Origin of the sequence: Sporosarcina sp. FSL K6-6792 (assembly GCF_038004885.1) — a bacterium.
In the GTDB taxonomy this organism is placed as follows: domain Bacteria; phylum Bacillota; class Bacilli; order Bacillales_A; family Planococcaceae; genus Sporosarcina; species Sporosarcina psychrophila.
In genome coordinates this window covers 987,683-1,007,696 of record NZ_JBBOSA010000001.1, presented here as the reverse complement: position 1 = coordinate 1,007,696, position 20,014 = coordinate 987,683, and the positions used below count along the sequence as shown (strand labels likewise).

The following is a 20,014-nucleotide window of genomic DNA, read 5'->3' as shown; positions in this document are numbered from 1 at the left end:
TTTTTCTCCTCTATCATTCGGGTATTTTCTTACTAGTATAGTGTAGCAGACATAGTCGAAGTGGATAATACTCTTTATGTGTTAAAAATGATTGAAACTTCATACTTTGTACAAGCGTATCCAATAATTCCACCTGTTATAATAGATCATCAGCCCTTATAATAGAAGTATATTCTAAAAGGAGTTGTCGTAGGCTTGAAGCATGTTTCGAAGTTTGCAACAAAGATTGTGGTTCTCGTCCTCTTAGTCACTGGATCAGTAGCAAGTGTGGGGTGGTACTTCTTTGATGCAAATAAAGGAATCGCAGTATCGTTTTCCGAATTGGAAAAAACAATTCAATCTCAAAATGATCAAGTTGTATCGCTTAAAGAAACGTCTAACGGAACATTATTCTTACAGACGAAAGATGAGCAATACGTAACTCAAGTTCGTCCTGAAAGCCAGTTAGTCGAACAATTAGTCGAAAAATATAATATATCATATAACTATTCCGATCAAAGCAAATTAAGTAGTTTATTATTTGGAGGAGTGTTCATTACGCTGCTCATTACATTAATTGTGCTTCATAAAAAAGGGAAGATCGGCGTAGGTGCCTCTTCTATGAAAAATAGCGCATCTAAATCGACGCCTTTACCCGATATAACATTACAAGATATTGGTGGGCTTCCTGAAGAAATGAAGGAAGAGATTTTACAGACGTTATCTATTGTGAAAGATCCGAAACGGTCGGCCCAAGTAGGTATTCAGCCACCCAACGGAATTCTTTTATATGGTCCACCGGGTACTGGGAAGACTTTACTTGCACAAGCAATTGCACGCGAAATAGGAGCAACCTTTTTTTCGTCCAGCGGGTCAGCGTTCACAGAACTATTTGTTGGTGTAGGTGCTTCCCGTGTACGATCTCTGTTTGAAAATGCAAGAAAGCAACGACCAGCAGTCATATTTATTGATGAAGTCGATGCACTTGCAGGTAAACGGAAAACACATGGTGGGGAAGAAGCGGAAAAAACATTAACGGAACTTCTTGTTCAGTTAGATGGTGGCAATAATAACGACGGTGTGCTATTCATTGCAGCAACGAACCGAAAAGATATGTTAGATGAAGCTTTTCTTCGTCCAGGTCGAATCGACTATTCGTTCCAAGTACCCTTACCTGATACGACTGGAAGAAGAGAAATTATTGATATTCACACGAGAGGTAAGCTGTTGGCTGATGAAGTCTTTGCTTCATTAGATACTCTAGCCGAAAGTACATCAGGATTTTCAGGAGCTGAACTGAGTTCTCTCTTTAAAACAGCGAGCAGAAGAGCAATTCGAGATGGACGTGAACAAATTGCTAAGAGTGATCTTGACTTTGCAATTGACCGCACCATTCTAGGAAGCGCCTCCCGTTCGATGAATGATCCGGAGACAAAGAGAAGAGTAGCCATTCATGAATCCGGTCACGCGCTAGTCGCTGCAGTAACAAAGCCTGGTTCAGTAAGGAAAGCAACAATTATTCCACGCGGCCAAGCACTTGGGTATGTAGCACCGATTCAGAAAGAGCTTCACTTGTCTACGTATAGTGAATTATTAGACCAAGTCTGCATGATCCTTGCTGGTGGCGTTGCCGAACGAATATATCTTGGTGAACACAGTATTGGCGTAAGTGGCGATGTTCAACAAGCGAAAGAAATCATCGAGCGCATGGTTGATACAGGTTTATTACAAAACGGCTTCACGCTAACTTTCAATAAAAGCGAGAAAGAAGCGAAGATGCAAATTCTTTTTGATAATGCGCTTCGCAAAACAGAAAGCCTCATTCAAGAACACGCGTCAGAATTCAAACAGTTGGTGGATCTATTAATGCAAAAGGAAACACTGGACGGCTCAGAAATACAACAGATTGTTAGCAGGAAAGTAGTAGAAATATAAATGTGTTGAAAAAAGTAATCTACGGGAGGGGCATTTGCCTCTTCTTTTTTTATGCTGTAGAAAACGATAGAAGGTCGTTTGGTTGAGCTTTCATCAGTAGAATTTGTTAGCCGACTATATCTGTAAGGTGAACGATCATATATGCTACTCAACCAATCATAAGTCAGCCCTGACCGATCATATATGCAGCTCATCCAATCATAAGTTAGCTCCGACCGATCATATATGCTACTCAACCAATCATAAGTTAGCCCCGACCGATTATATATGCTGCTCAACCAATCATAAGTTAGCCCCGACCGATCATATATGCTACTCAACCAATCATAAATTAGCCCCGACCGATCATATATGCTGCTCAACCAATCATAAGTCAGCCATGACCGATCATATATGCTGCTCAACCAATCATAAGTTAGCCCCGACCGATCATATATGCTGCTCAACCAATCATAAGTTAGCCCGACCAATCCTATCTGCTACTTAACCAATCATAAGTCAGACTAAACCAAGCATATTTATAAAAATCATCCCATTCCCTAGCGTTTGAATCCAAAAGTTCGTTCTAATTTCCTCCCGTTCCTCCTACAGTGTAACAAGGCATAGAAATGGGGGAGATTATCTATGTTAATAGATGGAGTTTTTTCAGGAGGAGGATTAAAAGGATTCGCGTTAGTTGGGGCTTATCAAGTCCTCGAAGAAAAGGGGTATCGATTTCATCGTGTAGCTGGAACGAGTGCGGGCGCAATTCTTGCCAGTTTCATTGCGGCTGGTTATTCGGCTAAGGAAATTGAAAAGATGCTGGATGAACAAGATTTCCAGGTACTTCTTGATCCACGGAAAACAATAATTCCTTTACCGTTAATGAAATGGTTTCAACTGTACTGGCGACTTGGTTTATACCAAGGTAATGCGTTGGAGAATTGGTTTTCAGAAAAATTAGCAGCAAAAGATGTCTATACATTTTCAGATTTACCGCCGGGAAAACTAAAGCTTGTTGCTTCGGATTTAACGAATGGAAAAATGATTGTGCTTCCCGACGATTTGGAGGGCTATGGAATATCAGCAGAATCGTTTCCAATTGCTCGTGCATTACGCATGAGTTGCGGAATTCCATTTTTCTTTGAACCGGTACGATTAAAAGTAGGGAAGGGAGAGACGATTGTTGTGGATGGCGGGGTGTTGAGCAACTTTCCTATGTGGATATTTAACGACGAAGGTGGAAATACAGAACGTCCAGTCCTTGGTTTGAAGTTAAGTCGTAGCCAAGAAGAAATGCCGGGACATAAAATTGACAATGCCTTAGATTTATTTGAAGCCCTTTTTTCGACGATGAAAAATTCGCATGATGAAAGGTATATTTCGAGAAAGCATGAAAGAAATATCATTTTCATCCCAGTTGACGATTATAGTGCAACCCAGTTTGATATGGATCAAGAAACAAAAGAGGGACTTATAGAAGCGGGACGCAACAGCACGATTCAATTTTTGAAAACATGGTGAAAAATACCGGGTACCAAAACGATTATGAGTCGTTTCGGTACCCGGTACTTTTTTTTAGAGCTTAGGAAAGTATAAAATCTCGTACTATGAATAACCTGCGAAATAGCCTATTTCACGTCTAGACTGCAGCGCCTAGGGGCTCGGAGGCCCACAGGATGTGGGTCACGCAGACTTTGCCGCAGGACGCGGCGTACTTTGGCTGTGTTCCTTAATTTGTCGGTCCGGCTGTGCGGCAAAGAACGCCGCTTGGGCCTGCAGGATGCAGGTCATGCAGTCGTTGCGACACGAAGTCGCGAACTTAGGCTGCCTTTCCTTTACCCGTCTTATGCCTGTCGCCCCTGACCAGGCGCTTGCGCTTTTGTTTTTGCCCATTCAGTATGGAAATGGCCTTCTTTATCAAGGCGTTCATAGGTATGTGCGCCAAAATAATCGCGTTGAGCTTGGATCAGATTGGCCGGTAATGTCTCCGTACGGTAACTATCATAGTAAGCCAATGCACTTGAGAGAGCAGGAATTGGAATTCCATGTTGAATGGCTACGGCTACTACTTCGCGAAGCGAATTCTGATAGTCTCCTACTATTTCTTGGAAATAGGGATCAACTAATAGGTTTGGCAAGTCACTGTTAATATCAAATGCCTCTTTGATATTCTGTAAGAACTGGGCACGAATGATACATCCTCCACGGAAAATCATGGCTACTTCTCCGTAAGGGATTTTCCAATCATACTCCTCAGATGCTGCACGCATTTGCGCAAAACCTTGGGCATATGAACAAATTTTACTCATATATAAAGCTTTACGAATCGCTTCAATCAACTCTTTTGGATCACCTACATACTTTTTCAGTTCAGGGCCTTTTAGTAGTTTACTTGCTGCAACGCGCTCTCCCTTAACAGAAGAAATGAATCGTGCAAATACGGACTCTGTGACGATTGGAAGGGACACGCCTAAGTCTAACGCATTTTGGCTAGTCCATTTTCCTGTGCCTTTTTGTCCGGCTACATCTAGAATTTGATCAATGAGCGGTTTCCCAGTTTCTTCATCCATCTTTGTGAAAATATCTGCTGTGATTTCAATGAGATAGCTGTCGAGTTCTCCCTTGTTCCATTCTGAAAATATTTCATGCAGCTCCTGCGCTTCAAGACCAAGTGCATGTTTCATGATGAAATAGGCTTCGGAAATCAGTTGCATATCACCATATTCAATGCCATTATGAACCATTTTCACATAATGTCCAGCTCCATCAAGACCCATATATGCACTGCAGGGAATACCGTCAACTTTTGCCGAAATAGCATCAAGAATGGGCTTCACTTGTTCGTAAGCTTCTTTTGAGCCTCCAGGCATAATCGATGGGCCGTTACGAGCTCCTTCTTCTCCACCAGAAACACCTGCACCAATGAAATGTATGCCTGATTCTTTTAAGGTTGCTGTACGTCTATTCGTATCTTTAAAGAATGTATTTCCTCCATCGATAAGAATATCCCCTTGTTGAAGATGAGGGACAAGGGACTGGATCACTGTATCTGTTGTTTCCCCGGCTTTAACCATTAATAAGATCTTACGTGGGACTTCTAGCGAAGCGACTAGATCTTCAATGCTATAGCTACCATGAATAGCTTTATCTTTCGCTTCTTTGTTGGAAAATTCATCTGTTCGATCTGTCCAATAATCATAGACAGCTACCGAATAGCCTTTACTTTCGATGTTTAGCGCAAGGTTCATCCCCATTACGCCCAAACCAATAACACCCATTTGTTGTTTGATCATATTTTACTCTCATTCCTTTGTATACGTTATTTGATTTTATCTAAGCGACTTTCTAAACTTTGTTTTTCTACTTCAAAACCAGACTTGCCAAGTAGCGCAAACATATTCTGTTTATAAGCTTCTACCCCTGGTTGGTCAAATGGATTTACCCCGAGCAATGTTCCACTTATTGCACAAGCCTTTTCGAAGAAATATATCATTTCCCCAAAGGTAAATTCATTGAGTTCATCCAACTCAATAAGCAAGTTTGGAACACCTCCATCTATGTGAGCGAGGGCAGTACCCAGTGCAGCTTTCTTATTTACCTCATCCATTGTTTTTCCTGATAGGAAATTCAAACCGTCAATATTGTCGATATCATCTTGAATCGTTCGTTCAATTTGGGGCTTTTTTATCTGTAGGACTGTTTCAATGAAAAGACGCCGCCCTTCTTGTATATACTGACCCATCGAATGTAAATCCGTTGTAAAATTAACTGATGCAGGGAAGAGTCCTTTTTCATCTTTACTTTCACTTTCTCCAAAGAGCTGCTTCCACCATTCAGCTACATAATGTAGACCAGGTTCATAATTCACAAGTAATTCAATTGATTTCCCTTTATTATAGAAAATATTTCTTACCGCTGCATACTGGTAACTTTCATTCGTTGCGAGAACGGGATCATCGTATTTGATATAGGCGGCTTTTGCTCCTGCTATCATTTTGTCAATATCGAGACCGGCTACTGCGATTGGAAGTAAGCCAACAGGCGTCAGAACTGAGTACCGTCCACCTATGTTATCCGGAATAACAAATGATTCATAACCTTCTTCGTAAACAAGGTTTCGAAGTGCACCTTTATTTTGATCAGTAGTCACATAAATTCTACTTCTTGCCTCTTCTTTTCCATACTTTTGTTCCATATATTCACGGAGAATACGGAATGCTAAAGCGGGTTCTGTTGTTGTACCTGATTTGGAAATAACATTTATAGAAACGTCTTTCCCTTCTAACAATTGTAGTAAATGTTCGATGTAGGTAGAACTGATATTTTGACCAGCAAAGTATACTTCCGTATTACCTTTGATTTGGTTATGAAACGTATGTGATAATGCTTCAATTGCTGCTTTAGACCCCAGATAAGAACCTCCAATACCAATAACAACTAGCACGTCTGACTGTTGTTGAATTCGTTTAGCAGCTATCTTCACTCTGGTAAACTCCTCTGTATCATAGGTAACTGGCCAGTCAACCCATCCTAAGAAATCAGAACCTGGTCCTGTTTGTTGATGGATTTGGTTATGAGCTTGTTTTACAAATCCGCTTAAATTTTCAAGTTCACTATTTTTCATGAACGATAAAACATTGGTGTAATCAAATGAAACTGTCATTTTTTTATCTCCTTTGGACTTTATCTTTTATTTACCACCAATTAAATTGATTGGATTGCACTAGTTGATTGGCTGCTTCTGGACCTGTAGAGCCAGCAGGGTAAGGATATAAAGGCAACATATCTTCCTGAAATGCCTCCAAAATCGGTTGGATCCACTTCCAAGATAATTCGACTTCTTTCCAATGGGCAAAGAATGCTTTATTACCGAGCATTGCATCAACTAGAAGTAGTTCATATGCTTCTGGTTGGTCTTTAGAATTGGTCGAGTAGTTCATATAAACAGGATAAAAACGGTTACTAGAAGGATTTTTCATATTCACCCTTAAAGATATACTTTCGTTTGGACTAATCTCGAATGTCAATAAATTAGGAGTTATCTCTTCAGTTTGAAGGACATTTGATTCTTCTACCTTATTCTTTAACTCAAAGACAATTCGTGTAGACTTCTTATCCATCCGCTTCCCCGTGCGTATATAAATTGGGATTCCATTCCAAGACGGATTATCAATATATAAACGCGCTGCGAAATAAGTATCATTCATTGAAGAGTCATTCACCCCGGGCTCCTCTTTATAGCCAGCAACTGGTGTATCAAGAATCACTCCAGATTCGTACTGTCCGCGAACAACATTCAGGTAAACTTTATCTTTAAGAATTGGTCGAAGAGATTCTATGATTTCCATTTTCTGAATTTCGTTTTCTTTGGTCGTTACTTCCCCGGGGAGGTGCAGTGCTATCATCATCACTAACTGAAAAAGGTGGTTCTGAACCATATCACGTATGGCTCCAGCCTGATCATAATAATCAGCTCGTGTTTCTACTCCAACCGTTTCACTTGCTGTGATTTGAACATTGGCAATTTGTTTATGATCTAATAAAGCTTCTAATGCTGGGTTGGCTAGTACTAAGGTTTCAAAACTTTGGACCATTGGTTTTCCAAGATAGTGGTCGATTCTATAGATTTCTTTTTCGCTGAAGGCTTTGCTCAAAGTATCATTCAATTGCTGTGCCGATTTCAGGTCACTTCCAAACGGTTTTTCAACAATGATTCGCTTCCAGCCTAAAGTTTGACTTATACCATTTGCGTAAAGATTTGACGTAATAACATCAACCAACTTCGGTGCGACAGACAAATAGAAAAGTCGGTTTTCTGGTATATCTAACTCGTTTTCTCTGTTTTTGATGAGTTCGAACAAATTCAGATAGGATCCACGGTCTGTTGCATCAAATGCTAAGTAGCGAAACTTAGTTAGGAAATCTTGCAAACCAGAAGTTTGAACAGCTCTTCTGGAATATAACCGGAGTGCTTTTTCCACTTTAGATTGAAAAAATTCGTTAGAACAATAATATCTACCTAAACCGACTATTGAGATAGAATCCGGCATTTTTCCATCGAGAAATAAATTATATAAAGCAGGAAATAGCTTTCGTTGGGCTAAATCTCCCGTTGCTCCAAATAAAATAAAAGTCATGTCTGGCATGATCCATTCCTCTTGGGATTCCGTTAAACAATGTTTAACATCAAATCTTTCAGAGGAATTTTCGGTATCCATATTCGATTCCCCCTACTTTTACAATTAATATTCCGTTTAAGCTTTGAATGATAATCGCAACAGTTCTCACTATACTAACTGCGGTCAATTAATGTAAGTACGCACTTTACCATCATATAGTGACTAAAAGTATACTGTAGCTTGTAATTATAAAAAGAAATGATAAGGAGTGTGAAAATGAAACAGTTGGCTTATGTATATGTTGAATTAAAGAATCACACTGAATCTGCTGTGGCGCTCATTAATGAGAGAGTTGTAATTCGGGGTGTGGATTGTAGATCGCTTGGCGCTTTGGGGTTGCCTCCCGCCCTAAGCCAGATGAGGTATTCTTTAACCTATCTGGAATAACCTCTTGGCATTAACTGTATAATTTCTGCGAAGAACGCAGAAATTATACAAACCGAACTCTTCGTTGTTCGGTTGGCTACCCCTGTTAAGGCGCCTTCGCTCAGTATGTATACCGGATTCAACATATATAATTATAGTCAAGAAAGACGCAATCCAGGTTGAGGACTTCATCACAGCTAATGAAATGCGCTTTCTCACATAGACCATCCAGCGAAGGCGCGTCTTCGTGGTAGCCGAAGCGATAAGACTGAAAGGGGTCTTCTTTCAGGCTTATCGCGGGAGGCATCCACAAAGCATCGAAGCGGTATTGGTAGAAGTTTAATTAATTCCAAGTACTAGGACTTTTACAGTGACCTCCCAAAAGCCCTTGTAAAGCACATACGCCGTATTCTTTTGTTCAACATATATAGAAAATAGTATTTTTAACAGACACTGAACTCGATTTTTAAAAGAAAACTTAACTTTTTTATAATCAATATATTGACTTAGAGGCAGTAATGAAATGATGAAATCAATTTGTTATCTTGTAACTCCATTACTTAAAAGGATTTTCACAGTATACTATTTGTCTGTATGTGATTTAAAAGTGCGTACTTCACAATTTTGACTTTAGGATATACACTAAGTTTGCATCAAAAAACGACTAAAAGGAGAATGAAAAAATGAAATTACAATTAGCATTAGATCTTGTTAACATTCCAGAGGCCATCGAACTTATTAAAGAAGTAGAGGAATATATCGATATCGTTGAAATCGGTACGCCAGTTATAAACAAAGAAGGACTAAAAGCAGTTGCAGAAGTAAAAGCTGCATATCCTAACTTAGAAGTTCTTGCAGACCTTAAAATCATGGATGCTGCAGGTTATGAAGTAGGTAATGCTTCTGCTGCAGGCGCTGACATTATTACTATTCTTGCGCAAGCAGAAGATTCATCCATTAAAGGTGCTGTTGAAGCAGCAAAAAAACTCGATAAAAAAATATTGGTCGATATGATTGCAGTAAAAGACATTAAAACACGTGCTGCAGAGCTTGATTTGATGGGCGTAGATTATATCTGTGTACACACAGGCTATGATTTGCAAGCAGAAGGTAAAGATTCATTCGCAGACCTACGCACAATTAAAAGCATTGTGAAAAATGCTAAAACTGCTATTGCTGGCGGTATTAAGCTTGAGACATTACCAGAAGTGATTAAAGCACAACCAGATCTAATCATTGTTGGTGGTGGAATCACAAGTAAAGACGACAAAAAAGCTGAAGCTGCACAAATTCAAAAGCTAATTAAAGAAGGCGTGATGGTGTAAAATGAACACCACAAGTTACGCAGATGAAATTTTGGCCGAGCTAAAGCGAACCATTAATCTAATTAATAGTGAAGAAGCCGAAAAATTAGTAGAAGGAATTTTATGTGCGAAAAAGGTGTTTGTTGCAGGTGGGGGACGCTCTGGATTCATGGCTAAGGCATTCGTAATGCGAATGATGCACGTAGGTCTTGATTCGTATATTGTAGGCGAAACGGTAACTCCGAATCTAGAACCAGATGATATTTTCATTGTCGGTTCTGGATCCGGTGAGACCCAAAGTTTGGCTGCAATGACTAAAAAAGCGAAGAGCATTGGTGCAACAGTGGTAGCTGTTACCATTAATCCTGATTCTACAATTGGGAAGTTGGCAGATATTAAAATTGAAATACCTGCCCAAGCAAAAGGGGAAGGCAATAGTGGGAAGTCAATCCAACCGATGGGATCACTGTTCGAGCAATCGCTTCTCTTATTTTATGATGCAGTTATTTTGAGATTTATGGAGAAAAAAGGATTGAATTCTGAAGAGATGTATGGACGACATGCTAATTTGGAATGATATCTCTTACCTATGTATCGAGCCTGTAGGGGTTATTTTCGGACTATAAAGGCACTTATTTGTTTCTAGTCCAAAGTGTGCAAACTGTATGTGAGCTAATCGTACAACCAAATCTGCGGTGGTTAAAAGAATAAACAAAAGAACTGATTTCGCTTTTTCGAAAAGGAAATCAGTTCTTTTGTTCATTCATACTATCGGTGTACTTTTATTAGTATATCTATCCTGTAACCAAAGTTGCTTTACTAGACAGCTAACTGAATAACATGCGAGGATAGTTAGGTATTGCAATGTGCAAAGCAGGAAAGGAATTAAAAGAGAGCGCGGATTTTCGAATAGGTAATAGTTAATGATTTAGTTTTTAATAAAGCCTGTATATGATTGAATTCAAAGTACGTACTTTTTTCATACATAGTGGTGAAAAGTATACTATGATAGAGAATGGAGGTGGAGTAAATGCCGAACTTAGGTGAGAAAGCGTTTAATTGTGAAAAAGAATTGACGCTTGCAATTATTGGCGGCAAGTGGAAAATGCTTGTGTTATGGCATCTTGGCAAGGAAGGAACTAAACGCTTCGGTGAATTAAAGACCCTCATACCTGGTATCACCCAACGGATGCTTGTAAATCAATTACGTGAACTTGAAGACCATTTGATTGTCCATCGCGAAGTATATGCTGTTGTTCCTCCAAAAGTTGAGTATTCACTTACTGAACATGGTAGAAGTCTTATGCCAATTCTAGAAACAATGTATGAATGGGGTAAAGATTATATGGAGAATGTCTTGGAAGTGAAAACTGACGACCTATAAATGGGTACGTCAGTTTTTTGATTTAAGAAGGCTTACCCAAATCACTGATACAATACGACGCCTTTCTACATATGGTATATAAGTACTTATGATTTTAGAAAGGGTGGTAATAACAATGGATTCCTACAAAGGAAAATATCCCTACAAGAAGAAACAACCCAACATTTTGTTCTTAATGGTTGATCAGGAACGCTTTCCATCGGTTTATGAAACAAAGGAATTGAAGGAATGGCGAAAAGAAAATTTAGTTGCGCAAGAATTACTTCGGAAGAATGGTATGGAGTTTTATAATCATTATGCTGGGAGTACAGCCTGCTCACCAAGCCGGGCAACATTATATACTGGACAATATCCTTCGCTTCACGGTGTTACTCAAACGCCGGGTGCTGCTAAGGGATCATTTGACCCAGATGTATTTTGGCTTGATCCAAACACTGTTCCAACGATGGGAGATTACTTTCGAACTGCAGGATATGATACATTTTGGAAAGGGAAATGGCATGCATCAGACGAAGATATCTTAATCCCGGGCACTCATAATGCATTACCTAGCTATAATCCAGCAACTGGCGTTCCAAATAAAGAGCAAGAAAAAATATATGAAAAAGCGAACCGTCTCGAAAACTTTGGATACTCCGATTGGATTGGACCGGAACCCCATGGCGCGGATCCTCGAAATTCCGGTTCGTCTGCGGGAATAGGCACAAGTGGGAGGGATGAAGTGTACGCTGCTGAAACAGTAAAGCTTATCGAATCCCTACATGAAATTTCAAAGTGTACGAATAACATGACACCTTGGTTTATAAAGTGCTCCTTCATAAACCCTCATGATATTGCGTTATATGGAGTGCTATCCGCAGTTTCCCCGAATTTCAATTTTGAAGTCGATCCAACTCTCCCATACATCCCACCGGCACCAACAGTAGGGGAATCATTGTTTACTAAACCATCTGCTCAGGAAAGCTATCGTGTTACGTATCCAAAAGCATTGCAACCGATAATTGACAATAATTTTTATCGTCAATTGTATTACAGCTTACAAAAAAAGGCCGACAATGAAATGCTTAAGGTCCTAACAGCACTTCAAAACTCAAGTTTCTATGACAACACAATCATTGTATTCACGTCTGATCATGGAGAACAACTGGGAGCGCATGGCGGCCTCTATCAAAAATGGTACAATATGTATGAAGAATCGATTCATGTCCCATTAATCATTCATAATCCAACCCTATTCAGAGGAGCTAAATGTACAAATATGCTAACAAGCCATGTCGACATACTTCCAACATTGCTGGGACTAACGGGAATAAACGTAGACTTAATCCGTGAAAATCTTTCAAAAGATCACACCGAAGCACTTCCGTTAGTTGGTAGAAATTTGACTCCATTATTTTATGGGCATGAAAGGTTTTTTGGTGCAAATGAACCACTCTATTTCATGACAGATGATGATGTATTCAAAGGTATACATCAAACAAATGCAATCACGGGCAAACCCTATAAATCGGTTGTTGAACCGAATGACATCGAGGCGGTGATTACTAAGCTAGAAACTGGAATAGATAAGAGTGATGAGATATGGAAATTCGCCCGATATTTTGACAACCCAAAATTTTGGACGAATCCAGGATCTAGTGATACAGTCATAACTGAACAAAATGGTTGTTATGTGCCGATAATAAAAACAGAACCAGTTCCGGAGCAATATGAGCTCTACAATCTTACTAAGGATCCACTAGAAAAAACAAACCTTGCCGATCCAGCATTTGCAACAATCGAATCGGCCATTATTCAACGAGTGTTAACAAAGGTGCTTGAAGAGCAGTGCAGAAAAAAAAGACTGACGCCAGCGAGTGGGAAAGTTCCTGGCATGCCGAATTGCAGTAAGGGTGAATAATTAGTAGGTGAGAAGCACAACTATGGGTAAGAAAATAAATCTTATTTGTTTCTATATCTGGTACTTTTTCTGATAGTTATTCACACAAATAGTAATTAATAAGCCAGCGATTCAGTCGATTAATCCGACTGAATCGCTGGCTTGTTTATAATTAATTCGTTCACAAAGTACTACTGAAAAGTCCCATCTGCGTTTACTTTTTGGGAAGGGGAGCACCATTTATGGGGCCAATGTAAAAATCTGGGGAAAAAGCGTTAAGTTGGTGCTCCTATCTTCTTCTCTATTCGAGCAAATGATTTGAAACTTATTAGTGTAGCTATATATGCAAATACGCTACCAGTAAATAGTGGGATAATCCCAGGGAAAAGTGTAGAGACAAAGTAGATACCAACAGCTAAAGCGCCAATAGTGATGACTTCAATCGGAGATGTAATTGCGATTAAGAAAGACTGTTTGATGTATTGAAAAAACTTTAAGTTGAAATGTACATAGACTGGGAAGAAAAATAGTAATGTGATGATACTTGAAATAAGAATGAAAATTAGTACGGGGAATAAAAACTGTAATTCACCACTATTTAACTGTAAGAAATAAAAATTGAAATAAAAGCAGTAGCTAATGACTAGAAAAATAAGTCCAAAACCATTTGTCTTTAAAAAGTCAGTCCGAAATAAAGTCCAAAACATAGGAAGTATTTTGAATTTCTCTTCACCTCGAATTAATTTACGGACAACTGCAAACATGGCAGCTGTAGCTGGAAAGATACCGAAAGCGATTAAGCCAACTAATGTAAAAAAGATCCAAAGTAAATTAATATAAGCTAACTCGATCATTCTATAAGAAATTCTATTAAATTTTTCCCAACCAACCATGTCTATCACCTCTCAATAGTTAACTATATATTAAAAACATTGAAATTAGCAACCATTAATATGCACAAATATGGAAGGATTTTTAAAAATTAATAATCGCATGTCCACAATTAAAGACGCTTTAGAGACTTGTCTCTTGATGAGAAATAATGTAATCTGATAAAAATGGACGCGCAATTCAATTACTTCAGTCTATTTAATTGTTTTGAAAAGGTGATCACAAGTATTTTTGTTAACTGTAGTAGAGAAAGTTTGAAGGAGTACTCAAAAGATTCTTACCCAATCGGTTTAGAGCCGAGAAAAGTATATTGTGCAGTGAGAGTCGCTACCGAATTGCAAAGGGGGGGTAATTCGTATTGTAGTTTAATAGACCAATTATAACTAAATCAAATCAATATAATTTGAGAGGGGTTATTTAGATGAGAAGAATTGGATTTTTTCTATTATTACTATTACTTGGAGCTTTAATTGTAGGATGTAGTTCTACTGATACTGACACTGGCGCTGAAAAAGAAGAAACTGGTGAAGAAAAACCAGAAGTGGTGGGAGAAGAAACAGAAAAGGAAACGGGGCTCTCTGGTGAAATAACAGTTTGGGCACATCCATTTACTGGTGATCAAGAAACTGAGGGCGCGATGTGGGATGAAGTCATCGCTTCTTATGAAGAGCAAACAGGTGTGAAAGTAAATTTTGAACAGATTCCATGGGCCAATCGTGATCAAAAAGTACTTACAGCTTTAGCAGCAAACAATGGTCCTGATGTGTTTTACGTAATACCTGATCAGATGCCACAGTACGCTGATGCGGGTATGTTACTAGCGTTAGATCCCTATTTAGAAGGCTTTGATATTGATGATTTTGTAGATACAGCGTTAGTTTCTACAACTTGGAAAGATGAGTTATATGGACTGCCAATCTTACAAGAAGCCTACACATATTTATATAATGTCGATGTAATCAAAGCGATTGGTGAAGATCCTGCAAATTTACCTGCAACTTGGGAAGATTTTGAAAAGTGGGCTGAAAAAGCAAAAGACAAGGGCTTTTATGCAACAAGTTTTCAAGGTGGAGGATCAATGAATGGAACGTTATATCCATTCCTATGGCAAGCTGGCGGAGATGTTATTACGGCAGATAATGAAGTATTAATTAACAATGAAGCAGGAGTGGAAGCATTTGAGTTCATCAATAAAATGTATAACGAGGGCTGGATTCCGAAAGATTCAATTACTGCATTAGAACATGATGCATTATGGGAAGGCGGAAAAATGTTAGCAGTTCAAGGTTCAGGTATTTCAGTAAGTCGTATGTTAAGTCAAAACCTTTTTGAATTCGTTATTGCTCCACCAATGAAAAATAAGGAACAATTAACATATGGAACAACAGGGATGTTTGTAGCGCCAATTAATACGGATAATCCAGCAGCTGCAGCAGAGTTTATCAAAGTCGTGACGGATTCAGATAATCAGAAGAAATTTAACACAGTCACACAGTATATCCCTACTAGAGAATCAGCTAAAGATATCTTTGGAGAGCAAAAATATCTTGCACAGCTAGCGGATTATACACAATTTGCATTACCGGGAGTTATCCATCCAGAAGGACGTACAATCATGCCGTTAATACAAGCTGAACTTCAAACAATGATGGAAGGGAAGAAAACACCAAAAGAAGCAGCAGATGCCGCCGCAAAAGCGATTGAAGGTAAGATCGGCAAATAAAATGTTAGTAAAGCAGAGAGTTTGATCAATAAATGATCAAGCTCTCTGTTACTAACTTACATATGAAAGGGTGATTACACTGAGTAATGCAGTAGCTTCTAAAAAGAGTAAATTGCCACTGGGAGAAAGAGTGAAACGTGAGTGGAACCGTAATGCTATCGTATATATCTTTCTCATCCCTGTTTTAATCCATTTCATAATCTTTCAGATATATCCTTTTGCATTGAGCTTTTATTTAACATTTATGGATTGGAAAGTAATTGGTGACCCAGAATTTGTAGGACTTAAACATTGGAAGTACTTCTTGACCGATTCATTGGCGTGGAAAGCTATTTGGAATACAGTGAAATTTTCAGCATATTATATTGTGCCAACGATGGGCTTAGGGTTAATTTTAGCGTTAATTATCAATTCGGGTGTTAAATCAGCAGGATTTTTTAAAGGAATCTTTTTCTTGCCAGTGGTCACTTCATTCGTAATTATTGCCGGGATCTGGGGTTGGTTATTTAGAGGTACAGAGGCGGGAATGATCAACTACTTGCTTAGTTTTATTGGTATCGAACCACAATTGTTTTTATCTAATTCTAGCCAAGCCCTAGCAGTTTTAGCGGGTTTGAGTATATTTAAAGTTGCCGGAAGTACGATGATTTATTACTTTGCTGGACTTCAGTCGATTGATCGACAATTGTATGAGGCGGCACGAATTGATGGGGCATCATCATTTAAAATATTTTGGACGATAACATTTCCATTATTAAAGCCCATTCACTTTTTTGTCGCAATAACAACAACAATCGGTTCGTTCCAAATTTTTGATTCAGCTTATTTATTAACAGGTGGAGGTCCGAATTATGCTACGACAACCATTGTATATTATTTGTATGAACAAGGATTTACAAGTCTTAACTTAAGTTATGCAGCTGTACTTTCTTATGTATTATTTTTTATTATCCTAGTTATCTCACTTATACAGAGAAAATATCTAGGACAAGAATCGAATAATTACTAATGTGTAGATGACCGCAGAAAGGAGATTGAAAAAATGCTTAAAAAAATGATCTCGTATATAGCGTTAATTGTTTTGGGATTTTGTTTTCTATTGCCGTTTCTTATTATGATTTTAGGATCTTTTAAGGATGTTCAATATGCACAATTAGATCCATTATTCTGGATACCGGACCATCCTACAATGAAAAACTATTTATATATAATGAGAGACGGAATATTTATCAGATGGATTTTCAACTCTGTTATTATTACCGTCATTCCAGTAGCGAGTCAAATGATATTTTGTGCGGTTTTAGGCTATATTTTTGCGAAGAAGAAATTCCCAGGACGAGAAATCGTATTTTGGGTTTTCATGGCAGTTATCATGATTCCGCAGCAACTATTAATTATACCTAAATTCATTATGTTCTCTGATTTCGGTTGGATAAATACTTATTGGGCATTGATTGTTCCAGAGTTATGGGGAATTATGGGTGTATTTTTAGTTAGACAATTTCTACAAAATATACCGAATGATTTGGAAGAAGCTGCATATATTGACGGGGCGAATGATATACAAATATTTTTCAAAGTCATTTTGCCACTTTCGATACCTGTTGTAGCTACAGTGGGAACATTTTCATTTATTTCAAACTGGAATGATTTATTCCAACCACTGATTTACTTAACGCAAGAGAAAATGTTCCCAGTGACGCTTGGTTTAGCTTCAATGCTTGGGAAAGAAGGGAACTTTGGTATTGAAATGGCTGGTTCGACAGTTTCTTTTATACCGACTTTCCTCATATTCTTATTCTTCCAGCGTTACTTTACGGAAGGAATTCAAATGTCAGGATTGAAATAAAGTGTCCCACTGAATAAGCTTCGGCACTAGAGGATGCCTTCTGTCATAAGCCAAGCAGTTTCGCTGCTAGTCTTAGAGATTTAGCTACCTCTTGTAAAGCGTCTTCGCTCAGTGTATATAAGGTATTCATTTGTTCAACTTTTATAGGTGAAAATGATTAGAAAGGAGTGGAGAATACCGTTTGTACTTTAAAAATCGGCATTATTGGGCTAGATACATCGCATGTGTTGGCATTTACTAAGCTATTAAATGATCCGAGCAAAAGATACCATGTGCAAGGTGGAAAAGTAGTGATTGCTTTTCCAGGAGGATCACTTAATTTCGAGCTTAGCATGTCCCGGATTGACGGCTTTACTAGAGAACTCAGGGATAGCTTTGATGTTGAAATCGTGGATTCTATTGAGGAAGTTGCGAATGAAAGTGATGCGATTTTGTTGGAATCAGTCGATGGGGCAGTGCATCATGAGCAATTACAAAATCTTGTTGCGTTTAAAAAACCTATTTTTATCGATAAACCTTTTAGTCTAAGTTCAAAAGTTGCTATCGCCATGATTCAATTAGCTGAGGGCAATCAGACACCCATTATGAGTACATCTGCGCTACGTTATGCAGAAAATTTAACAAACGTTCTTAGAAATTCGGATAGAGGAAGAGTTATAGGTGCTGATTGTTTTGGACCAATGGAACTACTGGATAAACAACAAGGCTTCTTTTGGTATGGGATTCATATGATAGAGATGCTGTTTACTATTCTAGGTCAAGGCGCAAAGTCGGTAACGACCATAACAGACAAAGAACATGACGTTATTACAGGCATTTGGAAGGATGGTCGTATAGGAACGGTTAGAGGTAATCGAAAAGGAAACGCTCAGTTTGGCGCATTGATTCACTTTGAGAATGGTACCGAATATGTCGATATTAATTTATACCAAAAACCTTATTACGCTAGTTTATTGGAGCAAATTATGGATTTTTTTCACGATGGAATTTCGAGGGTTCCTTTAAGTGAAACAAAAGAGGTTATCCGTTTCGTTGAGGCGGCTAACGAAAGTAGTCATTATAGAAAAACAATAATTATTTAACAAACAGTGAAAATACTATATCTTTCAGAGCTGAGGTTTTAGTAGTCAAATGAAAGCCGATGAAAAATACAGTGATTTTCCCATCGACTTATAAAGGTGTTTGTTATCTTTGCTCTTCCTCAATAAAGCTTAGTCGATAAATACGACGGGGCCTTCCTTTGTGCGATAATTTTTCTTCGCCAACAATATCAACCAGTTCAGCATCCATCCATTTTAATAGAATTCGGTTGGCGCTCCTAATGGTTACATTTAATGTCGAAGCTAATTCTTGGGCAGTATAATCAATTTTTTTATGCCTAGAAACGCGTGCCATTAATTTTGTCATATAGGAAGCTGACATCCCGGCCTTTTCAGCTTTATCTAACAAATGTGGGTCTGTAATGGCTAAATTATATCTTTCATATTGTTTATGGCTTGTTATATCGACAGGCCCCAAGACACTGCGATCTTCACGAACAATATAGCAAACGTTTCCACCTAAATCTTTTGATTGACGGAGCGCTAATCGTGCGTGATTGCCTGCTTCGGCAGCGGTACGGCCAAAGCCGACACCAAGACTTATCGTAATGCCAAGTTCATTTTTAATATCTTGGAGTAAGGGAATGAATTTATAGCCCCTTGTTTCACGTTCGAAAATACCGCGGGTGGTAATGAATGAATATTCTTCTCCACCTAAATTGATTAGATGCCCATCAAGCAGTTTAATATAATCAAGTAGCATTTGTTGGATAGTTAATTTTAATAATTGAACATCATGCTCAGAAGAATATTTTTCCGTTACACCTTTGAAATTGTCTATATTAATTAAACCGAAAACAATTTGCGATTCTTTATTTCTTCGTGTATTCGTTGCTAAGAGGGCTCGTTCCAAAGAAACGATCATATCCTGTTGAGTAGGTGTTACCCATTCATGGGGAATATGTCGAGCAGATAATTGAATCGCTACGTCCTGAATCCCTGTAAGTGCAATTGCATTATAGTTCTGATAATTGTCAATATGGAATTGTACTATTTCCTCAATGATTGTACTTTGTAAAGGGTTTTTATAGATAAGAAGTTCATAATTGAATTCTTCAAGTTCTGATAAAATTTGTTCAACATACTTTTCTTCAACTGTATCAATGGACAGGCATTTTAAACTGTACCTACTTTTAATGATAAATAATGACCTGTAAAGTCCAGTGCCCATTAATGGCATATGATGCACAGGGATTATAAAATCGACAACTTGTTTGACGATGTTATATGAGTGATATTCAGTAAACATTAATACTTCGACATCGTTCATTAATTCCCTAGTTATTTCTGTGATAAGACTCGTAGGTTCGATGATTCGGAAAACAGGCTTAAAGTTTGGAAACGTTTTCAGTGTTTCCCGTGTTTGATCGACAAGTGCTTTTGGCCCGATGATACCGATATTAATATCTGAATTATCTTGTACATTATTCTTTCTATGCATAA

15 protein-coding genes are annotated in these 20,014 nt (G+C 38.3%); 10 read left to right on the top strand and 5 right to left on the bottom strand.

Translation table 11 applies throughout. The features are described 5' to 3' along the window. Positions 1-195 precede the first annotated feature (195 nt). Together MKZ26_RS04830 and MKZ26_RS04825 are read left to right on the top strand one after the other, a co-directional pair. A complete protein-coding gene (locus tag MKZ26_RS04830) occupies positions 196-1,914 on the top strand; it encodes an AAA family ATPase (protein WP_340764773.1) in 1,719 nt (572 codons plus the stop codon). Between the two features lie 624 nt (positions 1,915-2,538). Next, positions 2,539-3,417, top strand: coding sequence for a patatin-like phospholipase family protein (locus MKZ26_RS04825; RefSeq protein ID WP_340764771.1), 879 nt, complete (start codon positions 2,539-2,541; stop codon positions 3,415-3,417). 323 nt (positions 3,418-3,740) lie between these two features. On the opposite strand, the gene gndA is transcribed toward MKZ26_RS04825, so the two are convergent. From gndA to zwf, 3 genes are read right to left on the bottom strand one after another with little or no spacing between them, the layout of a single operon-like run. Then, positions 3,741-5,189 (bottom strand): NADP-dependent phosphogluconate dehydrogenase, encoded by a 1,449-nt coding sequence (gene gndA, locus MKZ26_RS04820; protein ID WP_340764770.1) that lies wholly within the window; start codon positions 5,187-5,189, stop codon positions 3,741-3,743. A 26-nt stretch (positions 5,190-5,215) separates the two neighbouring features. After that, positions 5,216-6,559, bottom strand: a complete 1,344-nt coding sequence (locus tag MKZ26_RS04815) for a glucose-6-phosphate isomerase (protein ID WP_340764768.1) — start codon at positions 6,557-6,559, stop codon at positions 5,216-5,218. Between the two features lie 31 nt (positions 6,560-6,590). Continuing rightward, positions 6,591-8,114 (bottom strand): glucose-6-phosphate dehydrogenase, encoded by a 1,524-nt coding sequence (gene zwf / locus MKZ26_RS04810; protein ID WP_340764765.1) that lies wholly within the window; start codon positions 8,112-8,114, stop codon positions 6,591-6,593. Positions 8,115-9,124: 1,010 nt separating this feature from the next. On the opposite strand from zwf, the gene hxlA reads away from it, so the two are divergent. The 4 genes from hxlA to MKZ26_RS04790 all read left to right on the top strand — a co-directional run bounded on the left by hxlA (position 9,125) and on the right by MKZ26_RS04790 (position 13,029). Next, a complete protein-coding gene (gene hxlA, locus MKZ26_RS04805; RefSeq protein ID WP_340764763.1) occupies positions 9,125-9,766 on the top strand; it encodes a 3-hexulose-6-phosphate synthase in 642 nt (213 codons plus the stop codon). A 1-nt stretch (position 9,767) separates the two neighbouring features. Beyond that, complete coding sequence (hxlB, locus tag MKZ26_RS04800) at positions 9,768-10,322, top strand: 6-phospho-3-hexuloisomerase (protein WP_340764761.1); 555 nt, start codon at positions 9,768-9,770, stop codon at positions 10,320-10,322. 453 nt (positions 10,323-10,775) lie between these two features. Then, the gene (locus MKZ26_RS04795; RefSeq protein ID WP_067208470.1) at positions 10,776-11,129 is read left to right on the top strand and encodes a winged helix-turn-helix transcriptional regulator; all 354 of its coding nucleotides are present in this window, start codon (positions 10,776-10,778) and stop codon (positions 11,127-11,129) included. A 115-nt stretch (positions 11,130-11,244) separates the two neighbouring features. Further along, complete coding sequence (locus tag MKZ26_RS04790; RefSeq protein WP_340764760.1) at positions 11,245-13,029, top strand: sulfatase-like hydrolase/transferase; 1,785 nt, start codon at positions 11,245-11,247, stop codon at positions 13,027-13,029. A gap of 254 nt (positions 13,030-13,283) precedes the next feature. Here the strand turns inward: MKZ26_RS04790 and MKZ26_RS04785 are convergent, their stop codons facing one another. After that, entirely contained in the window at positions 13,284-13,901 is a 618-nt protein-coding gene (locus tag MKZ26_RS04785) for a YesL family protein (RefSeq protein ID WP_340764758.1), read from the bottom strand. 419 nt (positions 13,902-14,320) lie between these two features. Here MKZ26_RS04785 and MKZ26_RS04780 point away from each other — a divergent pair, with 419 nt between their 5' ends. The 4 genes from MKZ26_RS04780 to MKZ26_RS04765 all read left to right on the top strand — a co-directional run bounded on the left by MKZ26_RS04780 (position 14,321) and on the right by MKZ26_RS04765 (position 18,553). Continuing rightward, entirely contained in the window at positions 14,321-15,622 is a 1,302-nt protein-coding gene (locus MKZ26_RS04780) for a sugar ABC transporter substrate-binding protein (RefSeq protein WP_067208477.1), read from the top strand. Between the two features lie 130 nt (positions 15,623-15,752). Beyond that, positions 15,753-16,631 (top strand): carbohydrate ABC transporter permease, encoded by an 879-nt coding sequence (locus MKZ26_RS04775; protein ID WP_255428645.1) that lies wholly within the window; start codon positions 15,753-15,755, stop codon positions 16,629-16,631. Between the two features lie 33 nt (positions 16,632-16,664). After that, a complete protein-coding gene (locus tag MKZ26_RS04770) occupies positions 16,665-17,471 on the top strand; it encodes a carbohydrate ABC transporter permease (protein ID WP_067208479.1) in 807 nt (268 codons plus the stop codon). 167 nt (positions 17,472-17,638) lie between these two features. After that, on the top strand, positions 17,639-18,553 hold the full coding sequence (locus tag MKZ26_RS04765) for a Gfo/Idh/MocA family oxidoreductase (RefSeq protein WP_340764755.1): 915 nt from the start codon (positions 17,639-17,641) through the stop codon (positions 18,551-18,553). Between the two features lie 103 nt (positions 18,554-18,656). On the opposite strand, the gene MKZ26_RS04760 is transcribed toward MKZ26_RS04765, so the two are convergent. After that, positions 18,657-20,012, bottom strand: coding sequence for a hypothetical protein (locus tag MKZ26_RS04760; RefSeq protein ID WP_340764753.1), 1,356 nt, complete (start codon positions 20,010-20,012; stop codon positions 18,657-18,659). Positions 20,013-20,014: the final 2 nt, after the last annotated feature.